Here is a 15,824-nt window from a genome sequence, read left to right as displayed (position 1 = left end):
GCATTCCCATGCTTGTTCGGCTCGGTCGAATACGCTGTCGTCTCATGGATGTGGTGAGTGACGCGATCTCCACGGTCCGGGTCGGCGAGCCCTCGTCGAACCGGCTGCGGGTGAGCGGCTCCTGGTGCGTGCGCCTGTCCCCGTACGAGGGAGCCGGCTTCCATGTCGTGCTGGGCGGCGTGTGCCGGCTGCTGCAGGACGGGGGCGGCGATCCGGTGGACCTGGGCCCGGGGGACGTGGTGCTGCTGCCGCACGGCGCCGGTCATGTGCTGGCGGACCGTACGGCGACGGAGGCCGAGGCGCGGCGGGCCGTGCCGTTCGAGACGGTACGGGACACGGACCCGCGACGTCCCGGGCCGGGCCCCGACGTCGAGCTGCTGTGCGGCAAGTACCGTCTCGACCGCAGCCGAGCGCACCCGCTGATGGCGGAGCTGCCGCAGGTGGTGCATCTGCCCCACCGGGCCGGCGACGACCCCGAACTGCGCACGGCCGTCGACCTGCTCGCCCGTGAGCTGGACGAACGCCGGCCGGGCAGCTGCCTGGCCCTGCCGAGCCTGCTGGACCTCCTGCTGATCTACATGATCCGCGCCTGGATGGCCCGGGCTCACACGGGCGCGTGGCCGGCGGTGCTGGGCGACCCGGTGACGACGGCCGCGCTGCGCGCCCTGCACTCCGATCCGGCGTCCCCCTGGACGGCCGACCGGCTCGCCGCCGAGGCCGGCGTCTCCCGCGCGACCCTCGCCCGCCGCTTCACCTCCCTGGTCGGCCGACCGCCGATGGCCTATCTGACCTGGTGGCGGCTGACCCTGGCCGCGACCCGGCTGCGCGCCTCCGACGCGCCGCTCGCGACCGTGGCCCGGGAGACCGGGTACGGCAGCCCGTACGCCCTCTCACACGCCTTCAGCCGGGAGTTCGGGATCACCCCGGGCCGGTACCGGAACACCTCCGGGGTCAGGGCTTCGTGAGGTCCAGGTTGGCGATCGCCGCCCTGGCCACCTCCCGGCCGCGGGCCGTGAAGTCTCCCTGGCCCGGGTAGCCGATGGTGAGCGTGTACATGTCTCCGGCGCCGGTGCGGTAGTAGAAGATCTGGACCTCCCGCGGGCGCGGGCCGTCGCTGTCGTCGGTCCGGTAGCCGACGGTGTTCTTCGCGGCCTGCCCGCCGTGGTAGGTGGCCGTGTCGTCCGGGTGGGTGCGGGCGCCCTTGGGCATGTTCAGGGTGTACTCGCCCTCGGTCCGGAACTTCTCGTCGTCGGCGTACATCTGGGACCGTGCGCTGGTCTTGATGTCGTGCGCGGAGTCGTCCGCCTTCCGGGCCAGATGCAGTTGGACCCAGACGCTGCCGCTCGCGTCCTCGTACGTCACCCAGTTCTTGTCGGTGGCGTCCTTGTCGGGCCTGATCGGCTGGTACCCCGCGGGCACGGCGACGGTGGCACCGAGCTTCGCCTCCGGCTTCTTCGCCCAGCCGTCGGGCAGCGGGCCCGCGAAGGGGTCGGCGAGGACGACGTACGCCGCCACCGCCGCCGCGACCAGCACCGCGCCCGCGCCCAGCCACACCGTGCGGCGAAGACCCCGGGAACGGCCGACGGGAGACATGACCCGGCCGGGCTGCGTCGGCGCCGGGGGCGCCGGGGGCGCCGGGGGCCGTACCGCCTCCTCCAGCAGCGCCCGGACCCGGTCGGCCGGCGGCCGGTGGGCGGGCTCCTTGCGCAGCAGCCCGTCGATGACCTCGGCCAGCGGGCCGGAGGCCGCCGCAGGGGCGGCCGGGGTGGAGTTGAGGACCGACTGCAGGGTGGCCGGGGTGTTGCTGCGGCGGAACGGCGAGACGCCCTCGGTGGCCGTGTACAGCAGTACGCCGAGGGACCACAGGTCGCTCGCCGGGCCGGGCCGCTGCCCGAGCACCCGCTCCGGCGCGATGTACTCGGGCGAGCCGACGAAACCGCCGGTGTCCGTGAGCCGCGTGTCGCCCTCGACCTGCGCGATGCCGAAGTCGGTGAGCACCACCCGGTCGTACCTGCCGAGCAGGACGTTGTCGGGTTTGACGTCCCGGTGCAGGACACCCGCCGCGTGCGCCGCCTCCAGCGCGCCGAGCACCTGGAGGCCGATCCGGGCCGCCTCGCGCGCGTCCAGCGTCCCCTCCTGGAGGACGTCGCCGAGGGTACGGCCGCGCACCAGCTCCATCACGATCCAGGGCCGGCCGTCGACGACCGCGACGTCGTGGACGTTCACCACCGCCGGGTGGTCGAGGCGGGCCGCCGCGCGGGCCTCACGGCGCATGCGCTCGAAGGCGTTGGCGCGTTCCCGTTCGGGAAGGTCGTCCGGGAGCCGGGGCTCCTTGACGGCGACCTCCCGGTCCACCGTCTCGTCCTTGGCCCGCCACACCGTCCCCATCCCGCCGTGGCCCAGCTTGCCGAGGAGCCGGTACCGGCCGGCGATCAGGCGCCCGGCACCGGCCTCCTGCCGGGGCGGGACGGGGTGCGGCGGTACGTGCGGCGGTATGTGCGACTGCGGTGCTTGCGGCTGCTGCGGCGGTTGCAGAACAAAACTCGTTGTGTCGTCGGTACCGTGACCGACTCCCCCGTCACTGCTCATGAACCATCCATATCGCGCCACCGGCGCCCGCAGCCAGCGGGAACGCGAACCGGTCACACACCCGTGACCCAGCGGCCGGTCACGCACCCGCCCGGAAGGTGTCGACCGCCACGTCGAAGTACTCCCGCGCCTCCCGCACCTTGCCGACCGGCGCCGACACCCACACGTCGTACATCCGCCCGGCCTCCTCCCAGCACAGGTCGTAGGTGTGGCGCGGGCCCTCCGCCGCGCTGAAGCCGTCCCAGGTGAACTCCCACAGCGCGGCGGGGTGTCCGTTGTGCGCGGTGGGGGTGATCCGGCCGTCGCGGTAACCCGGGTTGGTGGCGGAGCCCTTGGCGGCCGACCGCTCCATCGCACCCTGGGGACCGCCCGGTTGGGGGACGGTCGCCTTGACGCCGAGGCGGAAGACCTGACCGGGCGAGAGGTAGAAGACGCGCTCGCCCTGCGGGCTGCGGGTGAAGTCCTGCGGTACGGCGAGGGAGAAGCCGGCCGGGTCCCGGGCGGTGCGGTAACCGGAGGGCGCGGTGTGCGAGGCGGGTCCGGTGGGTGCCGGGCGTGTTGTGGTGGGTGCCGGGCCGGCGGTGGAGGCCGGGGGCGTGTCCGGGCGTGTACCGGTCCCGGTCGCCGGGGACGTCGCCGTACCGCCGGGGCTGCCGCCCCCGCCGCCGTCCCGGTGCAGCAGCAGCGCCGCCGCCGACACACCGGCCCCGGCCAGCGCGGCGACCAGCAGGGCCGCGATCAGCACCCCGCGCGTGGACGTGCGGGGTGCGGGCTCGGCCGCCGCCCCGGACGCGGTGGGCGGCTGCGGTCCGTGGTGCGCGAGGGCCGGCTCGGTGGGCGAGTACGGGGCGGCGTCCTGCGGCGTACGGCCGCTGCCCGTGCCCCCGGACCTCGGCGCGCCGCCCCCCGTGACCCCGGGTCCCGGTGTACGGCTTCCCGTCGCGCCGGGCCACGGTGTCCGGCCCCCGCCGATCCGGTGGCCGCGCCCGGTGGCCGGGGTGCCGGACGGTCCCGGGGCCTCCGGGGTCCGGCCCGTCTCCAGGAACGTCCGCAGCATCCGCTCGGCCGCGGCGGCGCCGAGCCGCCGGTCGGGGTCGCGTTCCAGCAGCCCCCGTACGACCGGCAGCAGCGGCTCGGCCTCGGCGGGAGGCCGGATCTCGGCGGCGACGACGGCGTGCAGGATGCCGCCGAGCGAGTCGCGCCGGAACGGCGACTCGCCGCTGAGCACCGTGCACAGCAGCGCGCCCACCGACCACAGGTCGGACTCCGGCCCGGTGCGCACCCCCGACATCCGCTCCGGCGCGGTGTATTCGGGCGAGCCGACGAAGGAACCGGTCTCGGTGAGCGTGGTGGCGCCCTCGACCTGCGCGATCCCGAAGTCGGTCAGGACGACCCGCCCGGTGCCGGACTCGATCAGGACGTTCGCGGGCTTGATGTCCCGGTGCAGCACCCCTGCCTCGTGCGCGGTGTGCACCGCGCTGAGCAGGGCGATGCCGATCCGCGCGGCTTCCGCGGCGTCGACCGGGCCCTGGCGCGAGATCCGGTCGGCGAGCGATCCGCCGTCGACCAACTCCATGACCAGGTAGGGGCGTTCGTCCTGCTCGACCACGTCGTGCACGACGATGATGTGCGGATGCCGCAACTGGGCGACCGCCCGCGCCTCGCGGAAGGTACGCTCCCGGCGGCGCCGTGCGTCGTCCTCGGCGAGGGAGTCGTCCGGGAGGAGTTCCTTGACCGCGACACGCCGTCCCAGCACCTGGTCGACGGCCCGCCACACGACGCCCATGCCGCCACGCCCGATGCGTGCCTCCAGGCGGTAACGGTCCGCGATCACGCGGAAGACGTCCCCCTCGGTCCCCATGCGCCCCATCATGCCGCATCGGACGGACGCCTTCCGGGACGGTGATCGGCCAAGTATGCCGCCACCCCGGGACGGCCGGTGGCACAACGCCCGTATCGAGGAACACATTCGGCCGTTCCCACGGCAGGCCGGGCTCACTGGACGGCAGCGTTCACCAACTGGTCAGCCAGGCACGTGGACATCAGCGGTTGGGTCAAGGACACCGCTGCCGACGGTCACCATGTGGCCATTCGTCGGAATGCCAGGGCCACTCCCCGGATGGGCCGATACGCGACCGTGACCACAGTGACAGCGGAACCTTCTGTTCCACCCCGATCACCCCTCCTGGAACCCCCGCAGGATCCAGTCGAACTGCTTTCTGGTGGTGGCCCAGTCGTCGGCCGGCGAGGCCGCGTAGATGGCGTACTCGGTGCCGTCACTCTCCATGTACCCGACGTCGATCGCGTGGTAGGGCCCCGGGAAGTAGTGCGGCGGGTCCTTCGCCAGCGCGTCCCACGTGTACTCCCAGCGGGCGCCCGGCAGGTCGCGGAAAAGCTCCTCCTTGAAGCTCAGCCGCTTGTAGTCCACCAGGCGCCGTGAGACCCGCTGGTCCAGGTTGCTCATGTGCTCGTACGAGGTGCGGAAGTCCGGCGCGGTGTCGACGGCGACCCGCACGAGGTGCTTGCCCTTGTCGGGCGAGTAGTCGACCTGCCGGAGGCCGTCCTGGTCGATGGAGACGGACCGCTTCCACCCCTTGGGCAGGGAGACGCTGAAGCCCAGCGGGTCGTTGCGCCGCTCCCAACCGGCGGGTACGGCCCCCTGACCGCCCTTGCCGCTCGGCGTGGCACTGGCCCTGCCACTGTCACTCGGAGTCGACGCTGCGGAGGCGGAGTCGCCGGGGCCGCCCGTGCCGAACTGCTGCAGCGCGACCGCGACACCTCCGCCGACGATCGCGGCGAGGACGACCACCAGGGCGAGCGTGCGCAGCCTGCCGCGCTTGGGCGGCCGTACCGGCTGCGCCGGCTGCCCCTGCGGGGCGGGCGGGGATCCCGTGTCGTACGGACCGGCGACCCGCGTCGGCCCGGTCACCGGCGGATACGGCGTTCCGGTGGCCCTCTCCGCGCCGGTGCGCGTGGGGCCCGTCCGCGCCTCCGGCTGGAAGCGGCCGTGCTGCGTGGGCACGTACGCCTGCGCCGCGTTCGGCCGCCGCCCCTCCGCCGCCTCGGCGAGCATCTGCTCCGCCTCTTCCGCGCTCGGCCGCAGTTCCTGTTCCTTGCGCAGCAGGGAGGATATGACGGGGCCGAGCACACCGGCGTGGCGCGTCTCGTCGGCCTCCTCCTCGACGACCGCCTGCATGGTGCTCAGCGGTGAGGTGCGGCGGAACGGCGACCGGCCCTCGACCGCCGTGTACAGCGTCGCGCCGAGCGCCCACAGGTCCGAGGCCGGGCCGGGGTCGTGGCCGCGCACCCGCTCGGGCGCGAGATAGTCGACCGAGCCGACGACCTCTCCGGTGCGGGTGATGGTGGAGTCGCCCTCGATCTGGGCGATGCCGAAGTCGGTGAGCAGCACCCTGCCGTCACGGCCGAGGAGGACGTTGCCGGGCTTGACGTCCCGGTGCAGTACGCCGGCGGAGTGCGCGGCGCGCAGCGCCCGCAGCACCCACAGGCCGATGCGCGCGGCCTCCGGGGGGTCGAGGCGCCCCCGTTCCTTGACCGCGTCGGCCAGCGAGTTGCCCTCGACGAGCTCCATGACGATCCAGGGGCGGCCGTCGTGTTCGAGGACGTCGTGCACGGTGACGACCGCGGAGTGGTTGATGCGCGCGGCCGCGCGGGCCTCGGCCCGGGTACGGGCGAGCAGGACGGCCCGGTCGCCGTCCGAGACGTAGAGCGCGGCGGTCAACTCCTTGATGGCGACCGTCCGGTTCAGTACCTCGTCGTGGGCGCGCCACACCCGGCCCATGCCGCCGCTGCCGATGGAATCGGCAAGCCGGTAGCGGCCCGCTATGAGCAGGCCCTGCATCTGATTCACGTTGCCCCGCAATGCTCTTGACAGGGTCAGGTTAAGGACCGGCCCTCCGACAGGGAACCGGCGGGGTACCAAGGTGACAGCACTGTGACGGTTGCCGCCGCCCCCGTGTACAGGGCGCTCAACGCGTGTAGCGGTACGTCGCCGTGGCCTGCTCGTAGAACCGCGTCACCTCGTCCCGGTCGGCCTCCGGACCGCGGACCTGGACGAGGTGGTAGCGGCCGTTCAGCAGGATCGCCATGTTGCGCACGAACAGGTCGCGCCCCTGCCCGTCGGTCCAGGTGAACTGCCCCTCGGCCATGGCCCGTCCGCCCACCTCGATGGTGCGCAGCCCGGTGGCCGTGGCCCAGCTGGAGTCGCGGTACGGCTGGAGCTCGCTTTCCCTGTCCCGCTGGTAGCGCATCGGGTCACTGCCGTACGTGGCGGCGCTGTCCCGTCCGGGGACGACGATCAGCTCGAAGTTCCCGTGTGCGTAGACCACCTGGCCGCTGCCGTTCTTCGGGGTGCGGCCCCAGCCCTTGGCGACGGCCACCTGGAAGCCGTCGGGGTCCTTGCGCAGGGTGAAGCCGTCGGCGACGGCCGTGTCGCCGCCGGTCTGGGTCTCGGTGGCGGGCGCACTGCTCGTGGGCGTGCTCTGCCCGGAGGGGGGCTGCTGCCCGGAGGGGGGCTGCTGCCGGGTGTGCGACGGCGCGGGACCCGCCTCCCCCGCGGTCCCGGTGCGGTCGCTGCCCGCGGCTCCGTTCTCCCCCCGTCCGGGCATGAACAGCATCGCGTAGGCGATCGCCCCGGCCAGCAGGAGCAGGATCAGCAGGAGCAGCGTCCGGCCGAGGCCGCGCGGGGAACGCTCCGCCTCCCGGGCCCTGGCTCTCTTGTGCCGGCCGTGCGGATGGGGCTCGGGCAGTCCGGCGCGGCGTCGTCGCATCCGCACCAGCTCGCCGCGGCGCCTCACGATCGGCAGCCGGCTCGGATCGGCGGACGGTACGGGTACGACGTGGGTGCCGGCGTCCGGCTCGGGCGCGGAGCGCACCAGCGAGCGCAGCCAGCCGTTCAGATCCTCGAAGTCCAGCCGGTCGGTGGGGTCCTGGCGCAGCAGCGACTCCACGACCGGCCGCAGCGGACCGCACTCCTCGGCGAAGGCGGGCGGCTCGGCGCACACCAGCTGCACCAGCTCGGCCGTCGACTCCTCCGGGTAGGGGGCGTGTCCCTGCACGGCCCGGAACAACAACGCGCCCAGCGCCCACAGATCGGTCGCCGGCCCGATCGGCGCCGCCAGCTGCCAGTTCTCGTGCACGGGACCGGCCTGCTCCGGCGCCCACCGCTCGGTCACCGGCCCCACGACGGTCATCCGCACCTGCCGGGCCCGCTCGGCCGCCAACGCGGTGCCGGGCCCGCGCCGGACACCGGTCACGGCCGCCCCGGTGTCGTCCCAGCGGGGGCCGGCCTGGGCCTGCTGGGGAAGGAGCTGGTGGCCGGGCCCGGTGTCCCGGGAGGGCAGGTCGCCGGCCTGGCGTCCGGGAGTGGCGCCGGTCCACTGCTCCGGAACGGACATCTGCCCGGGGGCGGCCGGGCGCACGGGACCCTGATCAGCCGCGGTACGCCCGGCCCACTGCGGGCCGCCGCCCAGGCCCGTGGGGCCACCGGCGGCACCGGGGCGCCGACCGCCACCCGGATCCACGGAACCCCCGCCCTCGGCACCGGCGCGCGGTGAGACACCGGAGTCCGGGCGCTGCGAGCCGCCATGCGGGGCCGGGAAGCCGTCGGCACCGGCACGCGGTGACACGCCGGAACCCGGACGCTGCGAGCCGCCACCCGGGCCCGGGGAGCCGTCGGCGGTGACCGGGCGGGGTGCGGTGCCGGGCCAGGGTCCGCCCTGTACTCCGTAGGGGTCGGCGATGCGGCCGGGCGGTGTCGGGCCGCCGGGGTACTGCGCCTGCGCCGTGCCGTCGGTCCGGTCGGCACCGGCGCCGGCCTCGGCGGGCGGCCGGGCCCCGGGCAGGGCGGGGTGCCCGCTGTGCCGGGCCTCCTGCACCCGGGCGGCGGCACGGGCGCCCGCACGGTACGCGGCGATGGCACCGGCACGGGCCGCCCGGATGTCCGCGCCGTTCTCCAGCGGCCGTTGCCCCGCCGGGCCGGTCGCACCGGTGCCGCCGGTCCCCGCAGGAGCGCCGGGCACGCCGGTGCCGCCGGACATCCCGTTCGCCCCGGGCACCGGCAGCCCTCCGGCCGCCCGCGCCCGGATCGCGGCCCGGCGTGCGGCTTCGGGGTCGACGTCCGCGGCAGGAACCGCTCCCGCTCCGGCCGGACCACCACCCGGCCCGCCGCCGGGACCGGAGGAAGCGTCCGGCCCGGCGCCCGCCGCCCCGGCTCCGCCCACCGCCCCCGCCGCGCCCGGGGATCCCTCCGCCATGCCGTCCGGGGCGGGCACGGGGTCGTACCCGCACAACGCCTCCTCCGCGGCGCCGACGGCGAGGCCGGTCAGCATCACACGGCCGTCCTCGCAGACCAGTACCGTCCGCGCGGTGATGTTGCGGTGCACCCAGCCGTGGGCGTGCAGCACCCGCAGCGCCATGAGCACGTCGGCGGCGACCTCGGCCGCCCGGTACGGGGACAGCGGCTGCTCGGCGAGCAGCGCGGCCAGCGGGCGCGCGGCCACCAACTCGCTGACTATCCACAGCGACCCGCCCTCGGCGAACACGTCGAAGACCTGGTCGAGGCGCGGGTGGTCGGGGATGCGGGCCGCCGCCTGCACGGCCTCGACGGCGCGCCGTACGGCCGGGTCGGCGGGCCGCCGGGTGGCGGTCCGTGCGTCCGCCGTCCGACGGGCCCCGGCCCCGCGCTCCCGCGCGGTGAAGCCTTCGGGCAGTCCCTCCGCGTCGAGCACCTCGGCCTCGACGACCTCCGGCAACGGCACCTGCCTGACCAGCACTTCCTGACCGCTGTAGGTGTCGAAGGCGCGGGTCTCGGTGAGTTCGTACGCGTCGGCGGGCGGCAACGGCAGGCGGTAGCGGTCGGCGAGCACCCGACCCGCGTAGTCCTCCACTGCGCCTCCCCCGCCCGCCCGGCTGGTCATGTCCGTTCGCCTCGCGACCCGTTTCGCACACGCATCCGGCCGCATACGGTCCGCGACCATTCACGATACGTGCCGGAGGCAACCCGCACGGAGTGGATGACGGATTCTCACGCCGCAAAACGGCGCCCGGTGTCTACGACTTGGGCTCGAAGGACGACGTCAGCGTCTTCCACGTGTCCTTGCGCAGCGCGCTGTCCCACTGCGCGGCCTTCGCCGTGTACATCAGTCCGTAACCGAGATGGCCGTTGACCACGAACCCGCGGTCGATGGTGCGGTACTCGGTGCCGTCCTCGACGTAGGTGAACTCCCAGTCGGCCGTGTTCCAGCCGCGGTAGTCCACCTTCTCGATGCGGATCCGGTGGTACCGGGAGCGCTCCATGCCGCCTTCCTGGTTCCTCCAGTCGGCCACCGGGTCGTCCTTGGGGCTGCCGGTCCAGCCGACGAGCAGCTTCTGCCCGTCGGGACCGGTGTAGCGGTCACCGGCGTCACCGGTGGACTGGTACGACCATCCCTTGGGCAGGCCGATCGAGTACCCCTGACCGCCCTTGCGGGTCGACACGACCGGCGCGCTCCCGCCGCCCTTGGCACCGGACGAGCCGGACGCGTCGGCGGACGCGCTCGCGTCGACCGCGCGGTCCGACGCGGCACCGCCCGGCGACGGGGCCGCCCCGTCTGACCGCGGCCCGCGGTCCGTGCTCCCGCCGCTCTTGTCCTGCTTGGTGGACGCGCCGGCGCTTGCCGCCGCCCGGGCTCCACTGCTCTTGCCGCCCTTGCCGTCGTCGCCGGTCAGGGCGAAGGCCAGGACGGTGCCGAGCACCGCGAGGACGACCACCACGGCGATGATCACCAGCGTGCGCTTGGGCACCACGTCGGTCAGCGGCGCCCTCGGCACCGGCCGCGGCGGCAGGTCCAGGTCCGGCGGCGGCATCACGGGCCAGCCCGAACTCGGCTTGTTCGTGCTGGAGTTCGGTACACCGGTGGCACCCGAGGCGGGGCCGCCCTGCCGTCCGGCGGATCCGGCACCGGGCCCGGTGGAGCCGGGCCGCGCCCCGCCGGAGGACGCCGGACGCGCCCCGCCGGAGGACGCCGGTCGCGCCCCGCCGGGGGCGGCCGGGCGGGTCCCGCCGGCTGTGGCACCGCCCGCGCCCGCCGCCTCACCGGCACCCGGCGCGGCCGTGTCGCCGTCGCTCCTCGTCCGGCCCGACGCCGCGGCGGTGGCCGCCGCGCCGGCCGCCTTGCGGACCGACCGCAGCGCGCCGCGCAGCTTCTCCGCGGCCTCCTCGCCCCGCTTGCCCCCGCCCCGCCCGTCCTCGGCCGGGCCGGGCTGGGCCGGCAGCGGAACCACCCGCGTAGCGTCCATGGGCTCCGGCTCGGGCGCGTGGATCACCTTGTTGAGCATCGCCCGGGCGCCCGCGTCGTCGAGCCGCTTGGCCGGGTCCTTGACGAGCAGGCCGTAGAGGACGTCCCTGAGCGGGCCCGCGTTCTTGGGCTCCTCCAGGGGCTCGGTCATCACCGCGGTGAGCGTGGCGATCGCCGAGCCCTTGTCGTACGGGGGGACGCCCTCGACCGCCGCGTACAGCAGCCCGCCGAGCGACCACAGGTCGGCCGCCGGGCCCGGCTTGTGCCCGCGGGCGCGCTCCGGGGAGATGTAGGAGGGGGCGCCGACGAGCATGCCGGTGGAGGTGATGGACGGGTCACCCTCGACCTGCGCGATGCCGAAGTCGGTGAGGACCACCCGGCCGTCCTCGGCGATGAGCACGTTGGACGGCTTCACGTCCCGGTGCAGGATGCCCTCGCGGTGCGCGGAACGCAGCACGTCGAGGATGGCGAGGCCCACTTCGGCGGCGCGCTTCGGCTCCAGCAGGCCGTCCTCGCGGATGACCTCGGCGAGGGACTTGCCCTCCACCAACTCCATCACGATCCAGGGCCGGTCGTCCTCGTCGACCACGTCGTAGACCGTCACCGCGCTGTTGTTGCGGATCCGGGCGATCGCCTTGGCCTCGCGCAGGGTGCGCGTGATCAGGCGCCGCTTCTCCTCCTCGTCGATGTTCGACGGGAACCGCAGCTCCTTGACGGCGACCGTCCGGCCCAGGGTCTCGTCCTCGGCGCGCCACACCGTGCCCATGCCGCCCCGGCCCAGCACGTCTCCCAGCCGGTACCGCCCGGCGAGAAGACGACGCTCGCTCTTGTCCTGACGAGTCCCCTGACGAGATGTACCCGCCCGCTCCGCCTCCGACATGCGTCCCCTCATACAACCCGCCCTGACAGAGCCTCCATTGTCTCTCACTCGACAAGTGCTCCACGCCCAGGGGCCCCTTCGCCCAGGCGGGGCCAACGTGCCGGAAGCCGGGCGAAGTGCGCGTTCCCCCCACGGGAGTGACGGCCGTTCGGCTGTCGGCGGCACGGCTGACCGGCGTCTCCTCAGCCGAGCGGCACGATGTCGGGGGCTCCCAGCCTCGCCGCGTCCGCCGTCTGGTCGTCGGGCTGGAGCTGGGACTCCCGCTCGGCCTCCACCCGCTTGTCGTAGTGCTCGACCTCGCGCTCGATCTGGTCCTTGTCCCAGCCGAGGACCGGTGCCATCAGCTCGGCCGCCTCACGGGCGCTGCGGGTGCCCCGGTCGAAGGTCTCGATGGAGATGCGGGTGCGGCGGGTGAGGACGTCGTCCAGGTGCCGGGCGCCCTCGTGCGAGGCCGCGTACACCACCTCGGCGCGCAGATAGTCGTCGGCGGCGGCCAGGGGCTCGCCCAGGGCGGGGTCGGCGGCGATGAGGTCCAGGACCTCCTCGGCCAGGGAGCCGTACCGGTTCAGCAGGTGCTCCACGCGGGCCACGTGCAGTCCGGCGCGGGCGGCGATCCGTGCGCGCGCGTTCCACAGCGCGTAGTACCCCTCCGCGCCGAGGAGCGGGGTCTCCTCCGTCACACAGTCGGCGACCCGCATGTCCAGACCGTGCACGGCCTCGTCGACCGCGTCCTTCGCCATCACCCGGTAGGTGGTGTACTTGCCGCCCGCCACGACCACGAGTCCCGGCACCGGATGGGCGACCGTGTGCTCGCGGGACAGCTTGCTGGTGGCGTCGGACTCACCGGCGAGCAGCGGGCGCAGACCGGCGTACACGCCCTGTACGTCGTCGCGGCCGAGCGGCACCGCGAGGACCGAGTTGACGTGTTCCAGCAGGTAGTCGATGTCGGCGCTGGACGCCGCCGGGTGGGCCTTGTCGAGGTCCCAGTCGGTGTCGGTGGTGCCGATGATCCAGTGCCGGCCCCAGGGGATGACGAACAGGACGGACTTCTCGGTGCGCAGGATCAGGCCGGTGGTGGAGTGGATGCGGTCCTTGGGTACGACCAGGTGGATGCCCTTGGAGGCGCGGACGTGGAACTGGCCGCGCTCGCCCACCATGGCCTGCGTGTCGTCGGTCCACACCCCGGTCGCGTTGACGATCTGCTTGGCGCGGATCTCGTACTCCCCGCCGCCCTCCACGTCCTGCACCCGGGCGCCGACGACACGCTCGCCCTCGCGCAGGAACCCGGTGACGCGCGCGCGGTTGGCCGCCTTGGCGCCGTAGGCCGCCGCCGTGCGCACCAGGGTGGCCACGAAGCGGGCGTCGTCCATCTGGGCGTCGTAGTACTGCAGGGCGCCGACCAGGGCGTCCTTCTTCAGGCAGGGGGCGACGCGCAGGGCGTGACGGTGCGACAGATGGCGGTGCAGGGGCAGGCCCCGGCCGTGGCCGCGGGCCATGGACATCGCGTCGTACAGGGCCACGCCCGAGCCCGCGTACAGCCGCTCCCAGCCCTTGTGCTGCAGCGGATACAGGAACGGCACCGGTTTGACCAGGTGGGGGGCGAGCCGCTCCAGGAGCAGTCCGCGCTCCTTCAGGGCCTCGCGGACGAGCGCGAAGTCGAGCATCTCCAGATAGCGCAGTCCGCCGTGGATGAGTTTGCTGGACCGGCTGGAGGTCCCGGACGCCCAGTCGCGGGCCTCGACCAGACCGGTGGACAGGCCGCGCGTGACGGCGTCCAGCGCGGTCCCCGCGCCCACGACTCCGCTGCCTATCACCAGGACGTCCAGCTCGCGCTCCGCCATCGCCGCCAGGGCCTCGGCGCGCTGCGCCGGCCCCAGAGTCGCTGTCCTCACCGCTGCCTCCCGCTGTCGCACACTCGCTCGCGTCGGCCGCACCCGGTGGGCGAAGCCCGGTTCATCCCCTCCTCATGCCCAAATTCTGACCGGGTTGCCCTACTTCAGCCACCACGGGCTCCCAACCTGTGGACAACTTGCGCACAACCCTGGAAGACACACGGACACAATCAGACATAACGGTCATATATGTACCTAGTCTGACAGAGCACTCGCTCATCCTGTCGGCAGCGGTTGCGTACCTGTTCCGCTTCGGCTACTGGGAAGGACGGCCCACGCATGCCCTCAGACCTCGCCGTCATCGGACTCGGCCCCTACGGTTTGCCGCTCGCCCAGGCCGCCGTCGCCGCAGGCATCGCCACCATCGGCTACACGACCGGCCCCGAGGCGGGCTCGCTCAGCCCCGCCGAGCTGCGCCGGATGCACGCGGCGGGCTTCCGGCCCGGCACCGACCCGGCCCAGCTCGGCCGGGTGCGCACCGCGGTGATCTGTGCGTCGACCCCGCGCGGCACCGACGGCGGGCTCGATCTCGGCCAGGTGGAGGCGTCCGCCCGCACGCTCGCCGAACGGCTCCGCCCGCACACCACGGTCATCCTGGAGTCGCCCGTGCTGCCCGGAACGACGGAGGAGTTCCTGCGGCCCCTGCTGGAGAAGGGCTCCGGGCTGCGCGCCGGCCGCGACTTCCACCTCGCCTACTCCCCCAGCCGGGTCGAGCCCGGCAACCGCGAGCACACCCCCGCCAACACCCCCAAGGTCATCGGCGGCCTCACCCCCGCGTGCACCGAGTCGGCCGCCGCCTTCTACGGCCGGATCACCGACAAGGTGGTACGCGCGCGTGGGCTGCGCGAGGCCGAGACGGTGCAGCTGCTGGAGACCAATTTCCGGCACGTCAACATCGCGCTGGTCAACGAGATGGCCGTGCTCTGCCACGAGCTGGGCGTCGACCTGTGGGACGTGATCCGCTGCGCGGAGACCAAGCCGTTCGGTTTCCAGGCCTTCCGGCCCGGACCGGGCGTCGGCGGACACGGCGTCCCGCAGGACCTCACCGGCCACGCCACCCGCACCCTGCGCATGGTGGAGCTGGCCCAGCAGGTCAACAGCCGGATGCCGCGGTACGTCGTCCAGCGCGCCGCCACCCTCCTCAACGAGCACGGCAAGTCCGCCCGCGCCGCGCGCGTGCTGCTGCTCGGTGTCACCTACAAGCCCGATCTCGCCGACCAGCAGGGCACCCCGGCCCAGGAGATCGCGGTCCGGCTGATGGAGCTGGGCGCCTCCGTGAGCTACCACGACCCCTACGTGGCCTCCTGGAACGTCCTGGACCGCCCGGTCCCGCGCGCGGACGCGCTCTACGAAGCCGCCGCCGAGGCCGACCTGACGATCCTGCTGCAGCACCACCGGACGTACGACCTGCAGGGGCTGTCGGTGAAGGCCCAACTGCTGCTGGACACGCGCGGGGCCACGCCCACGGGCACGGCGCACCGGCTCTGAGCCTGGTCACGAACGGAAAACGGCCGGGGGCGCTGTCGTCCCCGGCTGTTAGTCTCCCCCGGACTCGGCGCACACGGATGCGCGAGGGTCTTCCGTTCCCATTCTTCAGTCGTGCTCCATCTCGGGGGGATTTCTGTCATGAGCCAGTCAGCTCCGCCGCCTCAGCCGCCGCAGTCCGGTCCGGTGGACGGCAACCCGTACGCCCAGACGGCACCGGCCGGTGCGCCGTACCCGCCCCAGCCGGGCGCCTTCGCGCCGCCGGCACCGCCCGCGCCGGGCCGGAACAACCTCGTCCTGGGCCTCGCCGCCGCGGTCGTCGCCGCGGTGGCCGCCGCCGCGCTCTACGGCGTCGTCATCGGCGCCACCAAGCACGAGATCGGCTACGCGGCCGTCGGCGTCGGGTTCGTCATCGGTCTCGCGGCCGGCAAGGCGGGCGGCCGCAACCCGGTCCTGCCCATCGCCGCCGTCGTCCTGGCCCTGGCCTCCGTGTACCTCGGCCAGCTGGTGGGCGAGGCCATGATCGGCGCCAAGCAGACCGGCCTGAGCTTCTCCCAGATCTTCTTCGACCACTTCGACGTGGTGCAGAAGGCCTGGAAGGAGGAGGCCGATCCGCTGACCTTCCTCTTCTTCGCCATCGCCGGCTTCGCCGCGTTCTCGGGTACCAAGAAGGCCGCCGCGTAA

At 73.9% G+C, this 15,824-nt stretch carries 9 protein-coding genes; 3 read left to right on the top strand and 6 right to left on the bottom strand.

The genetic code is table 11. From position 1 onward, the window contains the following. Positions 1–44: 44 nt before the first annotated feature. Positions 45–965, top strand: coding sequence for an AraC family transcriptional regulator (locus ACWC94_RS17270; protein WP_450797366.1), 921 nt, complete (start codon positions 45–47; stop codon positions 963–965). On the opposite strand, the gene ACWC94_RS17265 is transcribed toward ACWC94_RS17270, so the two are convergent. From ACWC94_RS17265 to ACWC94_RS17240, 6 genes are all read right to left on the bottom strand, one after another. After that, positions 952–2,589 (bottom strand): serine/threonine-protein kinase, encoded by a 1,638-nt coding sequence (locus tag ACWC94_RS17265; protein ID WP_450797365.1) that lies wholly within the window; start codon positions 2,587–2,589, stop codon positions 952–954. The two genes, ACWC94_RS17270 and ACWC94_RS17265, sit on opposite strands and share 14 nt — an antisense overlap. Positions 2,590–2,668: 79 nt before the next feature. After that, positions 2,669–4,450 (bottom strand): protein kinase domain-containing protein, encoded by a 1,782-nt coding sequence (locus ACWC94_RS17260; RefSeq protein WP_450797364.1) that lies wholly within the window; start codon positions 4,448–4,450, stop codon positions 2,669–2,671. Positions 4,451–4,765: 315 nt separating this feature from the next. Then, entirely contained in the window at positions 4,766–6,448 is a 1,683-nt protein-coding gene (locus ACWC94_RS17255) for a protein kinase domain-containing protein (RefSeq protein WP_450797471.1), read from the bottom strand. A 127-nt stretch (positions 6,449–6,575) separates the two neighbouring features. Continuing rightward, a complete protein-coding gene (locus ACWC94_RS17250) occupies positions 6,576–9,524 on the bottom strand; it encodes a protein kinase (RefSeq protein ID WP_450797363.1) in 2,949 nt (982 codons plus the stop codon). A 133-nt stretch (positions 9,525–9,657) separates the two neighbouring features. After that, the gene (locus ACWC94_RS17245; protein ID WP_450797362.1) at positions 9,658–11,763 is read right to left on the bottom strand and encodes a serine/threonine-protein kinase; all 2,106 of its coding nucleotides are present in this window, start codon (positions 11,761–11,763) and stop codon (positions 9,658–9,660) included. 182 nt (positions 11,764–11,945) lie between these two features. After that, the gene (locus ACWC94_RS17240; RefSeq protein WP_450797361.1) at positions 11,946–13,655 is read right to left on the bottom strand and encodes an FAD-dependent oxidoreductase; all 1,710 of its coding nucleotides are present in this window, start codon (positions 13,653–13,655) and stop codon (positions 11,946–11,948) included. Between the two features lie 279 nt (positions 13,656–13,934). On the opposite strand from ACWC94_RS17240, the gene ACWC94_RS17235 reads away from it, so the two are divergent. After that, positions 13,935–15,143, top strand: coding sequence for a nucleotide sugar dehydrogenase (locus tag ACWC94_RS17235; protein WP_450797360.1), 1,209 nt, complete (start codon positions 13,935–13,937; stop codon positions 15,141–15,143). Between the two features lie 138 nt (positions 15,144–15,281). Further along, entirely contained in the window at positions 15,282–15,824 is a 543-nt protein-coding gene (locus ACWC94_RS17230) for a hypothetical protein (RefSeq protein ID WP_450797359.1), read from the top strand.

It is taken from the genome of Streptomyces sp. NPDC001135 (assembly GCF_053598395.1).
Note: the sequence above shows the minus strand (reverse complement) of the source record. Positions and strands in the feature narration are given on the sequence as shown.

Excerpts from the sequence above, each read along its gene's own strand:
- ACWC94_RS17270 (WP_450797366.1), top strand. The coding sequence starts at position 45 with ATGGATGTGGTGAGTGACGCGATCTCCACGGTCCGGGTCGGCGAGCCC.
- ACWC94_RS17265 (WP_450797365.1), bottom strand. The coding sequence starts at position 2,589 with ATGAGCAGTGACGGGGGAGTCGGTCACGGTACCGACGACACAACGAGT.
- ACWC94_RS17260 (WP_450797364.1), bottom strand. The coding sequence starts at position 4,450 with ATGGGGACCGAGGGGGACGTCTTCCGCGTGATCGCGGACCGTTACCGC.
- ACWC94_RS17255 (WP_450797471.1), bottom strand. The coding sequence starts at position 6,448 with ATGCAGGGCCTGCTCATAGCGGGCCGCTACCGGCTTGCCGATTCCATC.
- ACWC94_RS17250 (WP_450797363.1), bottom strand. The coding sequence starts at position 9,524 with ATGACCAGCCGGGCGGGCGGGGGAGGCGCAGTGGAGGACTACGCGGGT.
- ACWC94_RS17245 (WP_450797362.1), bottom strand. The coding sequence starts at position 11,763 with ATGTCGGAGGCGGAGCGGGCGGGTACATCTCGTCAGGGGACTCGTCAG.
- ACWC94_RS17235 (WP_450797360.1), top strand. The coding sequence starts at position 13,935 with ATGCCCTCAGACCTCGCCGTCATCGGACTCGGCCCCTACGGTTTGCCG.
- ACWC94_RS17230 (WP_450797359.1), top strand. The coding sequence starts at position 15,282 with ATGAGCCAGTCAGCTCCGCCGCCTCAGCCGCCGCAGTCCGGTCCGGTG.